Annotated in this window: 16 protein-coding genes; 9 read left to right on the top strand and 7 right to left on the bottom strand. The window is 33.8% G+C overall.

Translation table 11 applies throughout. The annotated features are described in order from the left end of the window. Window positions 1–6: 6 nt before the first annotated feature. Entirely contained in the window at window positions 7–456 is a 450-nt protein-coding gene (locus UMM65_RS11040) for a GreA/GreB family elongation factor (RefSeq protein WP_321976600.1), read from the top strand. On the opposite strand, the gene UMM65_RS11045 is transcribed toward UMM65_RS11040, so the two are convergent. The 3 genes from UMM65_RS11045 to UMM65_RS11055 form a co-directional block, all read right to left on the bottom strand. Then, a complete protein-coding gene (locus UMM65_RS11045; RefSeq protein ID WP_321976601.1) occupies window positions 453–1,421 on the bottom strand; it encodes an ABC transporter ATP-binding protein in 969 nt (322 codons plus the stop codon). The genes UMM65_RS11040 and UMM65_RS11045 overlap by 4 nt on opposite strands. 180 nt (window positions 1,422–1,601) lie before the next feature. Continuing rightward, window positions 1,602–3,671 (bottom strand): prolyl oligopeptidase family serine peptidase, encoded by a 2,070-nt coding sequence (locus UMM65_RS11050; RefSeq protein ID WP_321976635.1) that lies wholly within the window; start codon window positions 3,669–3,671, stop codon window positions 1,602–1,604. 239 nt (window positions 3,672–3,910) lie between these two features. After that, the gene (locus UMM65_RS11055) at window positions 3,911–4,288 is read right to left on the bottom strand and encodes a DoxX family membrane protein (protein WP_321976602.1); all 378 of its coding nucleotides are present in this window, start codon (window positions 4,286–4,288) and stop codon (window positions 3,911–3,913) included. Window positions 4,289–4,548: 260 nt separating this feature from the next. Between UMM65_RS11055 and trxA the strand changes: the two genes are divergently transcribed. Continuing rightward, window positions 4,549–4,911: a thioredoxin gene (gene trxA / locus UMM65_RS11060; RefSeq protein WP_321976603.1), complete on the top strand. Its 363-nt coding sequence runs from the start codon at window positions 4,549–4,551 to the stop codon at window positions 4,909–4,911. A gap of 28 nt (window positions 4,912–4,939) precedes the next feature. Here trxA and UMM65_RS11065 read toward each other — a convergent pair whose 3' ends face one another. The 3 genes from UMM65_RS11065 to UMM65_RS11075 all read right to left on the bottom strand — a co-directional run bounded on the left by UMM65_RS11065 (window position 4,940) and on the right by UMM65_RS11075 (window position 10,436). Then, window positions 4,940–7,312 (bottom strand): glycoside hydrolase family 95 protein, encoded by a 2,373-nt coding sequence (locus UMM65_RS11065; protein WP_321976604.1) that lies wholly within the window; start codon window positions 7,310–7,312, stop codon window positions 4,940–4,942. A 238-nt stretch (window positions 7,313–7,550) separates the two neighbouring features. Beyond that, a complete protein-coding gene (locus UMM65_RS11070; protein ID WP_321976605.1) occupies window positions 7,551–9,176 on the bottom strand; it encodes a DUF4209 domain-containing protein in 1,626 nt (541 codons plus the stop codon). Between the two features lie 252 nt (window positions 9,177–9,428). Beyond that, on the bottom strand, window positions 9,429–10,436 hold the full coding sequence (locus UMM65_RS11075; RefSeq protein WP_321976606.1) for an aspartate-semialdehyde dehydrogenase: 1,008 nt from the start codon (window positions 10,434–10,436) through the stop codon (window positions 9,429–9,431). Window positions 10,437–10,696: 260 nt separating this feature from the next. Between UMM65_RS11075 and trhO the strand changes: the two genes are divergently transcribed. Together trhO and UMM65_RS11085 are read left to right on the top strand one after the other, a co-directional pair. Beyond that, window positions 10,697–11,728 carry an oxygen-dependent tRNA uridine(34) hydroxylase TrhO gene (gene trhO, locus UMM65_RS11080; protein WP_321976608.1) on the top strand — a complete coding sequence of 344 codons (1,032 nt, stop codon included), beginning with the start codon at window positions 10,697–10,699 and terminating at the stop codon, window positions 11,726–11,728. Between the two features lie 361 nt (window positions 11,729–12,089). Next, window positions 12,090–12,476 (top strand): nucleoside triphosphate pyrophosphohydrolase family protein, encoded by a 387-nt coding sequence (locus UMM65_RS11085; RefSeq protein ID WP_321976609.1) that lies wholly within the window; start codon window positions 12,090–12,092, stop codon window positions 12,474–12,476. 62 nt (window positions 12,477–12,538) lie between these two features. Here UMM65_RS11085 and UMM65_RS11090 read toward each other — a convergent pair whose 3' ends face one another. Beyond that, window positions 12,539–13,609: a branched-chain amino acid aminotransferase gene (locus UMM65_RS11090; RefSeq protein ID WP_321976610.1), complete on the bottom strand. Its 1,071-nt coding sequence runs from the start codon at window positions 13,607–13,609 to the stop codon at window positions 12,539–12,541. An 85-nt stretch (window positions 13,610–13,694) separates the two neighbouring features. On the opposite strand from UMM65_RS11090, the gene UMM65_RS11095 reads away from it, so the two are divergent. The 5 genes from UMM65_RS11095 to UMM65_RS11115 all read left to right on the top strand — a co-directional run bounded on the left by UMM65_RS11095 (window position 13,695) and on the right by UMM65_RS11115 (window position 17,857). Continuing rightward, entirely contained in the window at window positions 13,695–14,189 is a 495-nt protein-coding gene (locus tag UMM65_RS11095; RefSeq protein WP_321976611.1) for a DUF4920 domain-containing protein, read from the top strand. Next, window positions 14,189–14,620 (top strand): hypothetical protein, encoded by a 432-nt coding sequence (locus UMM65_RS11100; RefSeq protein ID WP_321976612.1) that lies wholly within the window; start codon window positions 14,189–14,191, stop codon window positions 14,618–14,620. Before UMM65_RS11095 ends, UMM65_RS11100 begins: the two co-directional genes overlap by 1 nt. 1 nt (window position 14,621) lies before the next feature. Beyond that, a complete protein-coding gene (mnmC2, locus tag UMM65_RS11105; RefSeq protein WP_321976613.1) occupies window positions 14,622–15,287 on the top strand; it encodes a tRNA (5-methylaminomethyl-2-thiouridine)(34)-methyltransferase MnmC2 in 666 nt (221 codons plus the stop codon). A 47-nt stretch (window positions 15,288–15,334) separates the two neighbouring features. Further along, on the top strand, window positions 15,335–15,943 hold the full coding sequence (locus UMM65_RS11110; protein ID WP_321976614.1) for a DUF4230 domain-containing protein: 609 nt from the start codon (window positions 15,335–15,337) through the stop codon (window positions 15,941–15,943). Between the two features lie 312 nt (window positions 15,944–16,255). Then, window positions 16,256–17,857: an OmpA family protein gene (locus tag UMM65_RS11115; RefSeq protein ID WP_321976616.1), complete on the top strand. Its 1,602-nt coding sequence runs from the start codon at window positions 16,256–16,258 to the stop codon at window positions 17,855–17,857. The last annotated feature ends 11 nt before the right edge of the window (window positions 17,858–17,868 follow it).

Genomic DNA, 17,868 nt, shown 5'->3' on the forward strand with positions numbered 1-17,868 from the left:
TTTGAAATGATAAAAATTAAACAACAACTTTTTGAGGCTTGCCAAAATTACGTTCTCGAACGCGAAAACACGATGAACAAAATTATTTCCTCAAATCAAAAAGCACTAAGTTCTGAAACCAAAAGCAGTGCAGGTGATAAACACGAAACGGGCAGAGCTATGTTACAACTTGAAATGGAAAAAACGGGACAACAACTCGCGGTAATCAACCAAATGAAAACAATTCTAGATAGAATTTTGTTAGATGATAATTCTAAAATTGCAAAATTGGGAAGTCTTGTAATCACCAACAAAAACAACTATTTTTTAGCGATAAGTGTTGGTGAATTACAAGTTGAAAATAAGAGATATTATGCCGTTTCTATTGCCTCACCCATTGGAAAATTGTTGTTAGGCAAAAAAGTTGGGGATGAATTTGAGTTTAATGATAAAATTGTTGTAAATGAAATTTATTAAGTAAGTCTTTGTGCAATATTTCTGTTGTCAATTTCAAGGTAAATTTTCTGATTTTCTTCCAACTTTTTATCATTTTCAAAATAAATATTTCTACCCTTAAAATCAGCTTCAACTAAGTAATAATTTCCCTTAAAATATGATTTTTTTACTGTAACCTTTAGATCGGAATTTTTAACCAATTCAAGTTCGTGAGCATAAATTATCACAGTATCATTCTTATTTGAATTTGAAATCTCTGAAATTTTAAACTCATTAAATTCCGAAAAAAAAGAAGCTGTTAAACTGTTTTTAGGATTCGTAAATAATTGTTGTGGTGTATCCATTTCAACCTTTTTGCCATCGTGTATAACCAACATATTATCGGCAAAAGAAAGTACATCTTCTTGATCGTGTGTTGCAACAATGGTAGTAATATTGTTTTCTTTTAAATGGGCAAACAATTTTCTTCGTAAACTACGTTTTCTAAAATTATCTATATGGCTAAAAGGCTCATCTAGTAATAGCACTTCAGGTTGTTTGGCGAGTGCCTTGGCAAGAGCAACACGTTGCTTCTGTCCACCGCTTAAAAACCTGACTTTTGTTTTTGCAAAAGCTTCCAACTCTACAACTTTAATCAATTCTTCTGTACGTCTTTTTTTTTCTTTGAGATAAAAATTAGATAGAAATTCACCAATATTCTTTTCAACTGTGGTAGAAGGCATTAAATCAAATTCCTGAGATAAGAATTTTATATATTCTGGGCCAGTAATCAAGTTAAATTTTGGTCCAAGAATTTCTTTGTCGTTCCAAAGCAATTGCCCCTCGTTTAGATCATATTCTCCGTAAAGTAACTTTAGCAATGTACTTTTACCGGAGCCACTTTCACCAACAACAGCCAAAACATCTCCTTTTTTTACGTTAAAACTGATGTTTTGTAAAACAGGTGTTTTGTGGTAACTAAAGGAAATATTTATTACTTGGAGCATGTATCCTATTGAAGAGTTTTGTAAACAATTATTGAATTTTGGCATTAACTTAAAGGCACTTTAACCCCTCCGCCTCCCGATAGCTATCGGGACGGCACCTCCCCTTGTAAAAAGGGGAGGACTTATAAAAATTACCAAACTAAATTCCCTTCCCTTGGGGAAGGGCTAGGGATGGGCTAATCAATCCTTAAAACCAGCTTTTAATTCTTTAACCCCCATGTTATGTAATGTAAATCCAAAAATATCGGCATACTGTTCAATGGTTTTAGCAACTGGTGTTCCTGCTCCATGACCAGCATTGGTTTCAATTCTGATCAATGTTGGATTATTACCTGTTTGTTTGTCCTGTAATTCAGCTGCAAACTTAAAACTATGGGCAGGCACAACACGGTCGTCATGATCTCCCGTTGTAATCAAAGTTGCAGGATATTCGACACCTTCTTTTACATTATGTACTGGGGAGTACCCTTTTAGATACTCGAACATTTCTTTATTTTGTTCGGCTGTTCCATAATCATAAGCCCATCCCGCACCAGCGGTAAACGTATGGTAACGCAACATATCTAACACACCAACGGCGGGCAATGCCACTTTCATTAAATCTGGACGTTGAGTCATGGTTGCACCTACTAACAATCCTCCATTAGAACCACCTCGAATAGCTAAATAATCGGAAGAAGTATATTTTTCGGCAATTAAATACTCCGCAGCCGCAATAAAATCGTCAAATACATTTTGTTTTTTCATTTTTGTTCCAGCATCGTGCCATGCCTTTCCGTATTCTCCACCACCACGTAAATTTGGCACGGCATAAACTCCACCTTGCTCTAACCAAACCGTATTAGCAATGCTAAAGCTTGGTGTAAGACTGATATTGAATCCACCATAACCATAAAGTATAGTCGGGTTTTTGCCATTCAATTCCAGTCCTTTTTTATGCGTGATAATCATTGGTACTTTTGTACCGTCTTTTGAAGTGTAAAATACTTGTTTTGACTCATAGTCATTACTGTCATAATCTGTAATTTCTGGTTTTTTATAGACTTCATAATCACCACTTTTTGGATCAAATTTATAAATAGTGCTTGGTGTGGTATAATTTGAGAAAGAAAAATACAATTCTTTAGCATCTTTTTTTCCACCAAAGCCACCTGCAGAACCCACTCCAGGTAATTTTACTTCTCGTATTTGTTTTCCGTCCATGTCGTATTGATACACTTTTGAAACCGCATCGACCATATATTCGGCAAAGAAATAACCAGCACCAGTACTTGGACTTAATACATTTTCTGTTTCAGGAATAAAATCTTTCCAATTTTCAGAAGATGGATTTGAAGCATCTACAGTAACCACTTTCTGATTTGGTGCGTTCATATTGGTTACAATGTATAATTTGCTGCCAATATTATCTATGATGTAAGAATCACTATCATAGTTGTCAACTACTGTTTTTAATGTGCCATTTTTATCTTGTAAGTCTTTAATAAAAAGCTTGTTGCCAGAAGTAGAAGTAGATGCCGAGATAATCAAATACCTTTCATCTTCTGTTACACCACCACCTACATATCTATTTTTTTCAGCATCGGTGCCACCAAAAATAAGTTCATCATCTTTTTGCGAAGTTCCTAATTTGTGGTAGTATAATTTATGCTGATCTGTTTTTGCAGACAATTCGCTTCCTTTAGGTTTATCGTAACTTGAATAGTAAAAACCTTCATTACCCTTCCATGAAATACCACTGAATTTTACATCGATTAATGTATCCTCTTTAATGTCTTTGGAAATAGCATCCATTACGATAACTTTTCGCCAATCGGAACCACCTTCCGAAATGGAATACGCGGCTAATTTCCCATTTTTTGAAAAGGACAATCCTGACAAAGAGGTTGTACCATCTTCAGAGAAAGTATTAGGATCTAAAAAAACTTCAGGCTCTTCATCTGCTTTTTGGCGATAAACCACATACTGATTTTGCAATCCGTCATTTTTATAAAAATAAGTATAGTCGCCTTCTTTGAAAGGTGCAGAATACTTTTCGTAATTCCACAATTTTTCCAAACGTTTTTTAAGCTCGTCACGGTAAGGAATCTGGTCTAAATAGCCAAAAGTCAATTTGTTTTGAGCTTCTACCCACTGAGCCGTTTCATCGGACATATCATCTTCCAACCAGCGATACGGGTCTTTTATTTCTTCTCCAAAATAAGTATTAACAGTATCTACTTTTTTTGTAGTTGGGTATTTTATATCCATAGCTATAGTGTCGGTTTTTTCTTCTTTACAAGAAATTATCAATAATAATGAAAGCAAAAAAAGAATTTTTTTACTCACAAATCTGATATCTGTAATGTGGAGTTTCCCGAAGTGTCGGGACAGGCTAATATTTTTATTTGAAAAGTTCATGATAAGATTATTTAGTTATAAGAACCCCAAAAATAAAGAAAAAAAGGCATACCTAAAAAGATATGCCTTGGTAATAAATTAGTTAATTATTATCCAAACAGGGTTTTGTATTTATCCCAATAGGTATAAATAAGTATAATATTGATAATCAATATTACCAAACCTGGAGCAATGGTTGCGGGCTCAAGAAAAACATGAAACAATACAATGTTTACGGCTACCGGAGCTAACAATACCAAAGCAAAAGGCACCCATTTTTTTAAGAGCAATAAAAGCCCAGAGACGACTTCAACTGCACCTATTAGCGGAAACATGTAGCCAGTATTGTTCAATGCACCCATAAAGTTTGCAGCTCCTTCAGACATTTCTTCAGGTGCTGGCATAAATGGGTAAAACTTGTTGGCACCAAAAATTACAAGTGCCAATCCCAACAGTATTCTTAATACCATAGTTACTTTTGAATTCATAATAAATTATTTTAGTAGGTTAGTTTATTTAGACGTATAAGTTACAAAATTCTAACAGAACGTGATTTAAGTTATAGTGATTTGACAAGAAACACGTCAATTTGTCTTTATTTTATTCGCGGAACGGTTATTGAGACCTCACCCATAAATACCAAAAATGGTATTTATGACCTCTCCCAAGCCCGCCTGCCGGACGGGCAGGGAGAGGTAAAAAAAGAGTTCGAATTTTAATTCGGAGAATAATTAATAAATAATAAAACATGACAGAATTATTGACAAAAGAAACTTTTTTAGAGAAGGTTTTTAATTACGAAAAAAATAAGGAATGGACATTTGAAGGCGACGTGCCTTGTGTTATAGACTTTTATGCCGATTGGTGCGGACCTTGTAAAGCGATTGCTCCCGTGTTGGAACAGTTAAGTGAAGAATACGAAGGCAAAATAAATATTTACAAAGTAGATACGGAAAAAGAACAGGAACTTTCAGCGGCTTTTGCCATTAGAAGTATTCCATCCATGTTGTTTTGCCCCACTGAAGGACAGCCGCAAATGGCACAAGGTGCCTTGCCAAAACAACAATTAGAGCAGATTATTGCAGATGTTTTGGGAGTGCCCCATCCTTAATATTTTTAGAAAGGAGAGAATTTGAATATTAGTTGTTAAAATCAGCTAGGGTAAATGATAATGTTTCTCCTTTTTTAGTTTCTTGCGAGATTAAATTCCCGTTGTACCGCAAATTTAGCTTGTTGCCTACTAGAGATTTAACACTGGTAGAAACCAATTCTCCATTTTGCCATTCAATAGCTATCTCAAAAGCTCCTCTGCCTTTTATTCCAGAAATTTTCCCTGTGGGAAATGCCGATGGAAGTGCAGGAAGAATATCCTGAAAATAGTCCCCGTTTTCATCCCTTAAATGCGATTGTAACAGCATTTCGGTAATTCCAGCAGTGGCACCAAAATTGCCATCTATTTGAAAAGGAGGGTGGGCATCGAGCAAATTAAGATAAAGCCCACCCTTATCTTCCATGTCAACTCCTTCTTTAAGTGATGGCACCATTAAATTTCGAAGTAACAAAAATGAATGCTCTCCATCTAAAAGCCTAGCCCAAAAATTAATTTTCCATGCCCTGGACCAACCCGTGCCTCCATCTCCACGATGCGAAAGGGTTACTTTGGAAGCTTCCGCCAAATCAGGAGTGGTCAACGGATGAATTTCATTGCCAGGATGCAATCCCCATAAATGGGATACATGGCGGTGCTTATTTTCAGGATCGTCTTTATCAATTAACCATTCTTGCAACTGCCCATGTTTACCAATTAAATTGGGTGCTATCTTAGCATGTTTTTCTTTTACTGTTTTTATAAAATCAGCATCTACACCAAGAATTTCAGCAGCTTCAATAGTGTTGGCAAAAAGATTTCTAATAATTTGATGGTCCATAGTCGGAGCCATTACCAATCCTCCATTTTCGGGACTATTACTGGAACCACTTACCAACCATTCCGGATTCTTCGGATCGGGAACTAGGTATCCCACAAAAAATCGTGATGCCTCTTTTAAAACAGGATAAGCCTCGTTTTTTAAATATTCCCTATCATAGGTATATTGATAATGCCACCATAAATGTTGACTTAACCATGCCCCACCCGTAGGCCAAATACCATGATCGGCACCATTGATTGGTGCAGCACCTCTCCAAAGATCGGTATTATGATGGGTTACCCATCCGTCTAGGTTATAATGTTCTTTTGCCACGTTTTGTCCGGTAACGGCTAAATCTTCTACCATCTGGCTCAATGGTTCTGACAACTCTGAAAGATTGGTCATTTCGGCCAGCCAATAATTCATTTCGGTATTGATGTTGATGGTGTATTTACTATCCCAGGGAGGTGATAGTTTGTCGTTCCAGATTCCCTGCAAATTTGCGGGCTGTGTACCTACTCTTGAGGATGAAATTAATAAATACCTTCCGTATTGATAAAAAAGTGATACCAAATTGGGGTCTTTATCTTTAGTAAAGGAAATCAATCGTTCATTGGTGGAACGGTTTGAAATTTCTGATTTTCCTAAATCAATTGCTACACGATTAAATAAATTACTGAAATCTTTTACGTGATCGGTTTTTAATGTTTCGTATGATTTACCGTTCAAGTCACTAAGGTATTTTTTACAAAGTTCTTCAGGGTTTCCACTAATATCTTGGTAGTTGATAAAACTGGTTGCAGCAACTAATAACAAAGTAGCACTATCGGCATTAACAACTTTAATTGTGTTTTCTTCTGCCATCAATTCTCCGCCTTTATTTATTACTTTTAAGCGTGCTTCAAAGGTGAGCTTACTTTCTGGGTACGGTTTATTTTGAGCATCTAATTCGTTAGGATAATTATTTGCTTTTCCTTTTAAAACAATTTCGTCGCCCTCAACTTTTACCTTATATTTTGAGTGTGGAGAATCTAAACCGATATTAAAATTCAGTTCTCCCTTAGTTGAATTTTCAATATGGATTACAACGGCTTGATCTGGTTCTGACGCAAAAACCTCTCGTTTAATAGTTGAGTTTTCGGTTTCATAAATTACTGTTGAAACGGCATCTTCTAAATCCAGTTTTCTTTTGTAATTATTGGTGTTGTTATGGTCAGGGAAATCTAACAATACATTTCCGAAAGGTTGATAACAAAACTGCCCAAAAGGTTGCGACATAAACCGCTCATTACCTAGTTTGTGAGCTTCTTCTTGCTTTCCTTCCCAAAGTAACTGACGGAGTTCACCTAATACTTCATGAGCATTTTCATGAGCATAATCATGCGGTTGCCCGGTCCAAAGCGTTTCTTCGTTAAACTGAATAACTTCTTTTTCAATACCTCCATATACCATTGCAGCCAACCGGCCATTGCCAATGGGTAGTGCCTCTGTCCAGTTTGCAGCTGGTTTATCGTACCATAGCATTAACGATGGATCCAGCTCCTTGTCTGTTTTTGAATTGTTACATGAAAATAGTGCTAGTGTTAAAAATATCAGTAGCATTTGGTTAGGTCTTTTTACGTACATATTATGCTTTCCAGTTAGGGTTAATTTAATATTTGTAGCGATTACAATATAACGATTTTATGAATAGTTAATGGGATTTTTTGAACTGACTAATTTAACAAATATAAACTGAATGGAAAGTCCGCGAGACCAAGAAACATCGGGATTAGTAAGTATGCCTGTATTAACAATGAATTATACACGTCTTAAGCTTGGTTTTTATCACAGTACTTTGTTAGCATTTCGTGCTTTCTATTTCAAATACTTTCTCTTTATCAAAAATTAATTTCAAAGTTAACCACCATACGTAAATTCCATAATGCTCAATTATAAATGGAGATAATAATCCATGACACAATTCATTTCGAAAATTCACACTACTATTCTCTAGCAGGAAATCTTTCATTTCATAGAATATATCGTGACCATTCTTTTTTATGTATATGTCAAGAAGTCCACCAAGCATATTGTCATGTTGTATTTCATCATAAATTTTAGAAGTTAAGACTCCTTGGTTTTCAAGAGTATATTTTAAACTATTTTCTAATTGAGGGATTAGGATATGTGCTGAAGTGATAAAATCGTTATTAAATCCATTATAAATACCATTAGCAAAAAGCCATTTCCTGTCGGGAGGAATAAACTTACTATCACATTTTTCAAGTATATGGTAAAAGACAATATCTCTATTTAATATTTTATCTTCATCCATTTTCCATTTGGCTTTTTTTAGAAAATTAATAGTGCATTCTCGCCAAATTCTTTTATTCTCAATTTTATGAAAATTTTCACTATCCGTTTTTCCAACTGCTTTTCCTTTTGAATTAATTTTTACATAATTATCAAACATTTTTGAAAACAAAAATGTACTTTTTTGTTCTTTTTTAGATTTGATTTCTAGTGAAATAGGAAATGAAATTAAGCCACTAAAACCTGATTCAAAATCAAAAACCTTAAATTGTTCAAGACAAGAATTTCCAAAATCATTAATTAGATTTTCAAATACTTTGTTTGTTTCAGTATATTCTTGTGATAATGCAGAATGCATTTTTAATTGTTCTTTTTGCTCTTTTAAGACTTTATTTTCTAATCTTTTTCTAAAGTTTCCATCACATTGTATGCTTTTCAGTTCTCGTAATCCTTTCTGATATGTAATTAAAATTGTTGGGTAATAAGTATTTGGCTTTTTATCTTCTGATCGATAGTCACCCTCGTTTTCATAATTTTCCGCATGCAGAATTTTAGATTCTGTTTTAGAAATTGCTTTTATTTCTTTAAGAGATTCGATTAACCAAAATACTCCAGAATAATTGTGATTTGTTGTTAGGTTTTCAATCTTACTTTTTAAAAACCCACCAAAGTCAATTTTGGTTTGTTCTGGGCATAAGGAAAATAATTCAATCACTATTTCTTTTTGAAGAAACGGTTTGTCTAATTGAAGTAATTCCGATTTTCCTTTTTCATAGATACTATTGATTTCGTCTTTAAATAATCCTTTTGCATTCTTTACAAGTCTTAGAGAATGAATAAGATAATTATTGTTTTTAGTACTTGTAAATATTTCAAGATAATAGAAAACGGATTTTCTTAAATGTTCACGTTTCTGCTTAGGAAATCTTTGTGATAAATATTCATGCCATCGTCCACGAATCTCAATATTTTTAATCTGTTCTATTGAAGAAAAATTATCAAGTAATTCATTGCTTTCAATTTCGAAATTATTAGTTAAAGTCTGTCGGAATAGATTAATAAACATAATTATTTCTGGACTATTTGAATCTTTAGATTTTAATTCAAATAATCTTTTTCGTAAATCTGTTCCAAAATAATTATTCTCAATGTTTTCGATTAAAGCTGTCATTTTTTTTGCATGAATGCTAACATATGTATAACCACATTGTGGTTATATCGCTTATATCTGTAAAAGTAATTATAATTTTTAAAAATAGGCTGCAACAATCCTAAGTAATGGACTTTGTAATAAAAAAGCTTATTCACAAACCATTTGTTAACCGTTCAACCTGAGGCAGACAGGTAAAAACGGATAAATTTTTTCAATAAAAAAATCATCCGCCAGTTGGCGGATGGCTTTTAGCTTAAATTAAAATTTCTTTTAAGAAACAACTTTAGTATTCACCAAATTATGTTCCATCAAATATTCAGCAATTTGTATGGTATTGGTGGCGGCTCCTTTACGTAAATTGTCAGAGACAATCCACATATTTAAGGTATTGGGTTGTGAGTAATCCCTACGGATTCTACCTACAAAAACATCATCTTTACCATGTGCATAAATAGGCATTGGGTAAGTATTTGTATCTAAATTGTCTTGTACGGTAACTCCGGGAGTTTGGCTAAGCAACTTTCGCAATTCTGATACATCAAATTCTTTTTCAAATTCAATATTTACACATTCACTATGCCCTCCAACAACAGGAATCCTTACCGCTGTTGCAGTAACTGCTATGGTTTTGTCATTTAATATTTTTTGAGTTTCGCGTACCAATTTCATTTCTTCTTTAGTGTAACCATTTTCCTCAAAAACATCACAATGGGGTATGGCATTTTTATGAATAGGGTAGTGGTATGCCATTTCGCCTTTTTCACCTTTAAATTCATTTTCCAATTGCTGAACCGCTTTTACACCAGTACCTGTAATAGATTGGTAGGTAGAAATTACCAATCTTTTAATTTGGTATTTTTTATGTAATGGAGCCAATGCTACTACCATCTGAATAGTTGAGCAGTTAGGGTTAGCAATTATTTTATCGCTTTCAGTTAATGTATTGGCGTTAATTTCTGGAACAATCAACTTTTTTGTTTCATCCATCCGCCAAGCTGATGAGTTATCAACTACGGTAGTACCTGCCTCTGCAAACTTAGGTGCCCATTCTAAAGAAGTGCCTCCGCCAGCAGAAAATAGTGCAATATCTGGTTGCATATCCACTGCATTTTGCAAACTTACAATGGTATATTCCTTTCCTTTAAATTCTATTTTTTTACCAACTGATTTTTCAGAAGCAACGGGAATCAATTCCGTTACCGGAAAATTACGCTCTTCCAAAGATTTTAGCATTACATTTCCTACCATTCCGGTAGCACCAACAACTGCAATTCTCATAATTTCTACTGTTTTAAATTTTGGACTGCAAAGGTCTTAAAAAGTTCAATAGCTTAAAAAATTATTTATTCAAAAGTTCAATTTTTATCAAATTGGGTTAAAATGTTAAATTTTTTTCGATAAAAGGCATAAATCCTTTAATTTTGCAACGTCTTTTTTTAAAATTCGCTTTAGCGGACATGAAAAACGAATAATTTTAAATTTTAAATCTCGAACCCGCCTGCCGCGAGGCAGGTCTTTAATCTTATAATTAGTATAGCATGCAACTGTACAATACATTAAGTGCCAAAGAAAGAGCTGAGTTAATCGAACAAACAGGTAAGCAACGGTTAACCTTGTCTTTCTATAAATATGCCAAAATTGGCAATCCCACATTGTTTAGAAACCATTTGTTTGTGCTCTGGAACGAGCAAGATGTTTTAGGTCGAATTTATGTGGCCCATGAGGGGATTAATGCACAACTTTCCGTACCTGCTGATAATTTTAATGACTTTAAAACAAAATTGGATGCTATCCCGTTTTTGGAAAATGTAAGGCTGAATATTGCCGTTGAACAGGATAATAAATCGTTTTTAAAGTTAAAAGTAAAAGTACGAGATAAAATTGTGGCCGACGGATTGAATGACGACACTTTTGATGTTACGGATATTGGCGTACATGTTAAAGCAAAAGATTTTAACAAGTTGTTAGAAGATCCGAATACTATTTGTGTCGATATGCGTAACCATTACGAAAGTGAAATCGGGCATTTTGATGGAGCGGTTACCCCTGATGTTGATACGTTTAGAGATTCTTTAGATATTATAGAAGAAGATTTAAAAGAATATAAAGAAGACAAAAACCTATTGATGTATTGTACAGGTGGTATCCGTTGTGAAAAAGCTAGTGCGTATTATAAACACAAAGGGTTTAAAAATGTTTTTCAGTTGGAAGGTGGTATTATTGAATATGTTCGTCAGGTAAATGAGGAAAAATTAGAAAATAAGTTTGTGGGTAAAAACTTTGTTTTTGACCACCGTAGGGCCGAAAAAATTTCAGATGACATTATTGCCAATTGTCACCAATGTGGCAAACCCTGCGACACGCACGTTAATTGCGAAAATGAAGCCTGTCACTTGCTTTTTATTCAATGTGAGTCTTGTAAAGAAAAAATGCAGGGTTGTTGCTCAGAAAAATGTCAAGAAGTCTATAATTTACCCTATGAGGAACAAAAAGCCCTCCGTAAAGGAACACATAATAGCAATAAAATATTTAAAAAAGGAAGGTCAGAAGTATTGAAATTTAAGAAGTAATATTATTGAAACATATTTTTAAAAGTAACGTCATGCTGAACTCGTTTCAGCATCACATTACTAATGGGGTGCGATCCTGAAACAAGTTCAGGATGACTTATGTATCATGACCTTTTCCTGAATAATAATCCTATTTCCCATGCAAAAAGAAAGTCAACACCCCAAAAATGGCAATCACCACAATAATAGTAAGGCCGATTATCCAAACATTTTTGTAGTAAATCTTATGGAGTTTTAGGTCTTTTCTATAACTCCAAATAATAAAAATGATAAAAGCTATTGCGAATAAAATACCGAAAATTAGTTGACCTCTACTAAACATTTTTTCCCTTATATTTAACGATACAAAAATAGAACAATAATGCAAGATAAAATAAAAGCCGTACAAGAATTTCACGAGGCATTTGGTTTGGGCGTAAGTAACAATCCTATTGCCAATTTATCACCTCAAAAAATAAAATTGCGTTTCAATTTAATGGACGAAGAGAATAAAGAATATTTGGAAGCCGCCGAAAGTAATGACTTGGTTGAAGTTGCCGATGCTCTGGGCGATATGCTTTACATACTTTGCGGCACAATTATAGAACATGGTATGCAGCACAAAATTGAAGAAGTATTTAACGAAATTCAACGCAGTAACATGAGCAAACTCGGTGAGGATGGCAAGCCAATCTACCGTGAAGACGGAAAAGTTTTAAAAGGTCCAAACTATTTTAAACCTGATATTGCTACCATATTAGATAAATAAAAAATGGATAAATTTCTGCTTGTAGAAATTTATCCCTTTTTTTTTGCTCTGACCTCTAACCTCTATTTCACCAAATATCTCCATCCAAATTTATCTTCAGATCTATTATATTGAATATCAGTTATACGTTTTTTAAATCTTGATGCGTAGCTATTTTCGATTTCGGGCAACTCGTAATCATTGCCTCTGTGTCCAAACATAGAAATTGGAGAAACTACGGCAGCAGTTCCAGCACCGAACATTTCTTTTAATGTTCCATTTTTAGAGGCTTCTACCAATTCACTAACCGTAAATTTTCGTACTTCAACTGGGATGCCTTCGTCTTTGGCAATGTCTAAAATACTTTTACGGGTAATACCGTCTAAAATTCGATCACTTGTTGGGCTGGTAATTAGAGTATCGCCAATTCTCACAAAAATATTCATTGCCCCAGCTTCTTCAATGTATTCGTGCGTATTATCATCCGTCCAAATTACCTGATGGTATCCTTTTTTAACAGCAAGTTGTGTGGGGTAAAACTGTCCGGCATAATTACCGCCAGCTTTGGCAAATCCTACGCCACCATTGGCAGAACGTGAATATTTTTCTTCAATTAACACTTTAACATTACCCGCAAAATAAGGCCCAGACGGAGCACAAGCTATGATAAATTTATATTCATTTGCCGGTGAGGCATGAAAACCAATGCCACTTGCAAAAATAAAAGGTCTAATATATAATGAACTTCCCGGTGTTTGCGGAATCCAACCTTTTTCAACTTTTAATAAAGTTTCCAAACCTTCCATAAAGTAATTTTCAGGAAAAGCAGGCATGGCCAATCTTTCAGCTGAAATATTTATGCGTTTCTGATTTTCTAACGGTCTAAACAACCAAATCTGATCTTGCTCGTCTTTATACGCCTTCATGCCTTCAAAAACGGATTGTCCGTAATGAAAAATTTTGGCAGCAGGGTCTAAACTAATGTTTTGGTAAGGTATAATTTGCGGTGTTTGCCATTCCCCATCTTTATAATCGCAAACAAACATATGATCAGAAAAAGTTTGACCAAACGGCAAATTGTTAAAATCAACTTCAGAAAGTTTAGATTTTTGTGTTTTTTCAATGTTTATATTTACAGTAGTTGCTGTGTTCATAACGCTTAATTTAGTCAACAAAAATAGCTATTCTTAGCTTAATTTAAGTTTAAAACTTTATTTTTGTATAAAAATTATACACATTATGCGAAAATTAATACTGTTAACTTGTTTTTTAGCATTTATTGCCTGTAAAGAAGAGAAAAAGGAAAGTGAAAATGAAGAGCAAGCCAAAATTGCTTATGCCTCTTTTGGTGAAGAAATTACGGATGAAAACGTAATTTCTAAAGAAGAAATGGCCAAAAAGTTTGAAAATTTAAAATCTGGTGATACGGTGGCTGTAAAATTTGTATCTAGTATTAATGAAGTATGTAAAGCCAAGGGCTGTTGGATGAAATTGGATCTAGGTGATAAAAAGGAATCGATGGTCCGTTTTAAAGACTATGGCTTTTTTGTTCCACTAGATGCTGATAATAAAGAGGTTATTGTTAATGGCAAGGCCTATGTTACTGAAACTACGGTTAAAGAATTGCAACATTTTGCTAAAGATGCAGGTAAAACAGAGGAAGAAATTGCAAAAATAACGGAACCAAAATTCACCTATGCCTTTGAAGCCGACGGTGTTTTGCTTAAAAAATAATGCGAATATCGGTAGTTCTACTTATTGCGATGTTGCTTTTAATATCTTGTGCTAAGGCGGGTAAAAAGGAAAAAGTAACCAAAAAAGAGGAGATGCAAATGTACGAACCCTCTGAAATGGCTTTGTTAATGCGACAAATGTACGAGTTTAATAAGCTTACAAAAACCAAAATAATTAACAAAGATAGTTTGTTTGCATTTCCTGAAGAATTTATAAATATCCATAAAGCGGCAATGACTAACCCAGACGAACGTGATGCAGAATTTGATAGTTTGGCAATTGAATTTGTCAAGTTTCAAAAAGCAACATTTTCAACTGAATCAGATTCAACAGCTTATTATTTTAATCAATCAGTAAATAGTTGTATAGCTTGTCACCAAACAAGGTGCACTGGCCCCGTCCCAAAAATTAAAAAACTCTTAATCAATTAATTTGAAGCGAGAAATATTAATAACTTCTGATGGCTCTACAACTATCCAATTACCAGATTGGAACGAGCAATACCATTCCAAACACGGTGCCATTCAAGAGGCATTTCACGTTTTTATTGATAGTGGGTTAAGACAATTTCAGCCAAATGATAAACTTTCTATTTTAGAGGTAGGATTTGGTACTGGGCTCAATGCGTTTATTACTTATTTAGAAGCCGAAAAATTAAAACAACTTATCGATTATGTAGGTGTGGAGGCCTATCCCGTTGAATCTAAAGAAGTTGTCAAATTAAATTACGTAACAGAATTAAATGCCGAAAAAGAAAACAAAATATTTGAAAAATTGCATTCTCTTTCTTGGGAAGAAAAACATCAAGTTTCAAAAACTTTTTCAATAACCAAAAGACAACAGTTTTTTGATGATATTATTGATGATAATGTTTTTGATTTAGTTTATTTTGATGCCTTTGGAGCCAGGGTACAACCGGAATTATGGACACCTGAAATGTTCAAAAAAATGTATAAATCCTTAAAAGCAGAAGGGGTTTTAGTAACTTACTCTGCCAAAGGTAGTGTAAGGAGGGCAATGGAAGAAGTTGGTTTTACCGTTGAAAGATTACCTGGTCCACCCGGTAAAAGAGAAATGTTAAGAGCAACTAAAGATTAATCATTTTTCAGCATTAATTGCTAAAAGAATAAATTAATAAATATTGTATGGAATTTATCTTAGGATTACTTATCGGAATAATAATTCTTGGAGTATTGGTACTGGTTTTCAGTAAGCGATTTTCAAAACATAAGTCTGAAGAGCAGTCCGTTGTTTTATTGGAAAAAATTAGAAATGTCTCAAAAATGATTACAGTAGAAGGCGATTTTTCTGAAATAATGCATTTTGAAGATGTAAAAGGAGTGCTTTTAAATCTAGTCATCAGTAAAAAGAAAGCAATAGTACTTGCCAATGCTAAAGTGATGATTGGATTTGATATGAAAAAAATTAGACTACGATCCATACCAGAACGTAAAAAATTAGTTGTGGAATATTTTCCCGAACCAGAAATATTAAGCATTGAAACAGATATTCAGTATTACGATGTAAAACATGGCTATTTTAATAAATTCGCTGCGTCAGATTTAAGCAACTTAAATAAAAAAGTGAGAACTAATATTGAGGAGAAAATTCCCGAAAGCGACCTATTAACATCTGCAACTTCAAAAGCGTTGGAAACCGTTAAAATTATTGAACAGATGGTCAGTACTTTTGGTTGGAAATTGGATTACAAGGGTCTTAAATTTGAAGAAAAACGTAAAATCGAGCAAAAATAATAAAGCATCTTTAGAAAACGGTTACATTATAAGTCATTTAAAATAAGATTATTAAAGCAATTTTAACTATATTTTAGTAAAACCTGACCTTGAAATAATAAGTGTTAAATTTTATTTGTTAAATTTGTTTTTTGAAATCTGAGACTTTTTTAGAAATAATCCCCTAAAAATCCAGAAATTACAATTGTGGAATTATATAACTTACTTTCAAGAAATTAAAAGATATGGGACGAGCATGTTAAAAATTATATCATTCACTTGAATGGTCAATTGCTAAAGGCATGTTAACGTTAAAAAACTAAATATAAACACATGAAGAAAATAATTACGCTAAGTTTTTTGTTATGCACATTTTTAATGGCTGCACAATCAACACCAGGTAAACACAGTATTAGAGTGTTAAAAGTCAATACAAAAAATTCAGACTTTGGACTCAACTTTTATGGAAAGGACAAGGTTATTTTTGCTTCTCCTACAGATAAAGTTGCTATCGTTAGAAAAACATGGGATGGAAATGACCAACCATATCTAGATTTATTCATAGGTGATATTGATAGTACTGGTCAAATTATTAATAAGCAGAATTTACGTGGTGAGGTTAACAGAAAATATCACGAAGCGAGTGTAACTTTTACCAAAGACCTTAAAAAAGTTTATTTTTCAGGTAATAATTACGATGAAAACGGTAAGGCAGTAAAAGGTACTAATGGTTTAAATAATATCCAACTATACGTAGCAGATGTTGAAAGTGCAAACACATGGAATAATGTAAAAAAATTAGACTTTAATAGTGATGATTATTCTACAGGGCTACCAACGCTAGATAAAGACGAAAAGAAACTATATTTTGTTTCCGACATGCCCGGTTCTATTGGTAAAACCGATATTTGGGTCGTAGATATTCTCCCAGACGGAAAATATAGTGAGCCAAAAAACATGGGTGATAGAATTAACACCGAAGAGCGTGAAATGTTTCCCCATATTGACGAAGATAATATTTTATACTTCTCTTCAAATGGGCATGCAGGTTTTGGTAACTTAGATATTTTTGCCAGTAAAATTTATGATAATACAGTATCTACACCATTAAATTTAGGTGAACCTTTGAATAGTCCTAAGGACGATTTTGCTTATATTTTAAGAGATGAAACGCAAGGTTATTTTTCTTCTAACAGAAAAGAAGGAAAAGGCGATGATGATATTTATTCTTTTAAAGTTGATGAAAACATATATATAGAATGTATGCAGACCATTAAAGGTGTAGTTAGAGATAAAAATACACAAGAATTATTACCAGGTGCTTTGGTTGCCATTTTGGATAGTGATGGTAATCAATTACAAATGACTGCGGCTACCGAGGAAACGGCTGAATATACTTTTGATGTACCTTGTGATAGTGATTATACCTTGGTCGGAACCAATGATGGTTATTTAAGATTAGAGCAAGAAGTAAGCACGGTAAACGATTTGGATGCACCACCTATAGTTCAGAATTTAGATTTAGAGTCTGAGTTTAAATTAGTGGGAGATGAGGTATTGGTTAATATCAATGTAATCTATTTCGATTTTGATAAGCACAATATTCGTCCTGATGCTGCAGCTGAACTAGATAAGGTAATAGAGGTAATGAACAAATATCCTGATTTAAAAATCCACGCAGCTTCACATACCGATTCTAGAGGTCCGGACAGGTATAACCAAAAATTATCTGAACGTAGGGCAAAATCAACTGTTGAATATATGATTGAAAAAGGCATTGCACCAGAAAGATTGACTAGCGAAGGGTTGGGCGAGTCTCAATTGGTTAATAAATGTTCAAATGGTGTAAGATGTACCAGAGAAGAACACCAATTAAACAGACGTACTAACTTTTCTGTTGTAAAAGAAGAGGTAGAAGAAACTGTAATTGAGTAGAAAATAATTTT

It is taken from the genome of Aureibaculum koreense, assembly GCF_034296135.1.
Classification (GTDB): Bacteria; Bacteroidota; Bacteroidia; order Flavobacteriales; family Flavobacteriaceae; genus Aureibaculum.

Excerpts from the sequence above, each read along its gene's own strand:
- trhO (WP_321976608.1), top strand. The coding sequence starts at position 10,697 with ATGCAACTGTACAATACATTAAGTGCCAAAGAAAGAGCTGAGTTAATC.
- trxA (WP_321976603.1), top strand. The coding sequence starts at position 4,549 with ATGACAGAATTATTGACAAAAGAAACTTTTTTAGAGAAGGTTTTTAAT.
- UMM65_RS11070 (WP_321976605.1), bottom strand. The coding sequence starts at position 9,176 with ATGACAGCTTTAATCGAAAACATTGAGAATAATTATTTTGGAACAGAT.
- UMM65_RS11100 (WP_321976612.1), top strand. The coding sequence starts at position 14,189 with ATGCGAATATCGGTAGTTCTACTTATTGCGATGTTGCTTTTAATATCT.
- UMM65_RS11085 (WP_321976609.1), top strand. The coding sequence starts at position 12,090 with ATGCAAGATAAAATAAAAGCCGTACAAGAATTTCACGAGGCATTTGGT.
- UMM65_RS11095 (WP_321976611.1), top strand. The coding sequence starts at position 13,695 with ATGCGAAAATTAATACTGTTAACTTGTTTTTTAGCATTTATTGCCTGT.
- UMM65_RS11055 (WP_321976602.1), bottom strand. The coding sequence starts at position 4,288 with ATGAATTCAAAAGTAACTATGGTATTAAGAATACTGTTGGGATTGGCA.
- UMM65_RS11065 (WP_321976604.1), bottom strand. The coding sequence starts at position 7,312 with ATGCTACTGATATTTTTAACACTAGCACTATTTTCATGTAACAATTCA.
- UMM65_RS11115 (WP_321976616.1), top strand. The coding sequence starts at position 16,256 with ATGAAGAAAATAATTACGCTAAGTTTTTTGTTATGCACATTTTTAATG.
- UMM65_RS11040 (WP_321976600.1), top strand. The coding sequence starts at position 7 with ATGATAAAAATTAAACAACAACTTTTTGAGGCTTGCCAAAATTACGTT.
- UMM65_RS11090 (WP_321976610.1), bottom strand. The coding sequence starts at position 13,609 with ATGAACACAGCAACTACTGTAAATATAAACATTGAAAAAACACAAAAA.
- UMM65_RS11050 (WP_321976635.1), bottom strand. The coding sequence starts at position 3,671 with ATGGATATAAAATACCCAACTACAAAAAAAGTAGATACTGTTAATACT.
- UMM65_RS11110 (WP_321976614.1), top strand. The coding sequence starts at position 15,335 with ATGGAATTTATCTTAGGATTACTTATCGGAATAATAATTCTTGGAGTA.
- UMM65_RS11045 (WP_321976601.1), bottom strand. The coding sequence starts at position 1,421 with ATGCTCCAAGTAATAAATATTTCCTTTAGTTACCACAAAACACCTGTT.
- UMM65_RS11075 (WP_321976606.1), bottom strand. The coding sequence starts at position 10,436 with ATGAGAATTGCAGTTGTTGGTGCTACCGGAATGGTAGGAAATGTAATG.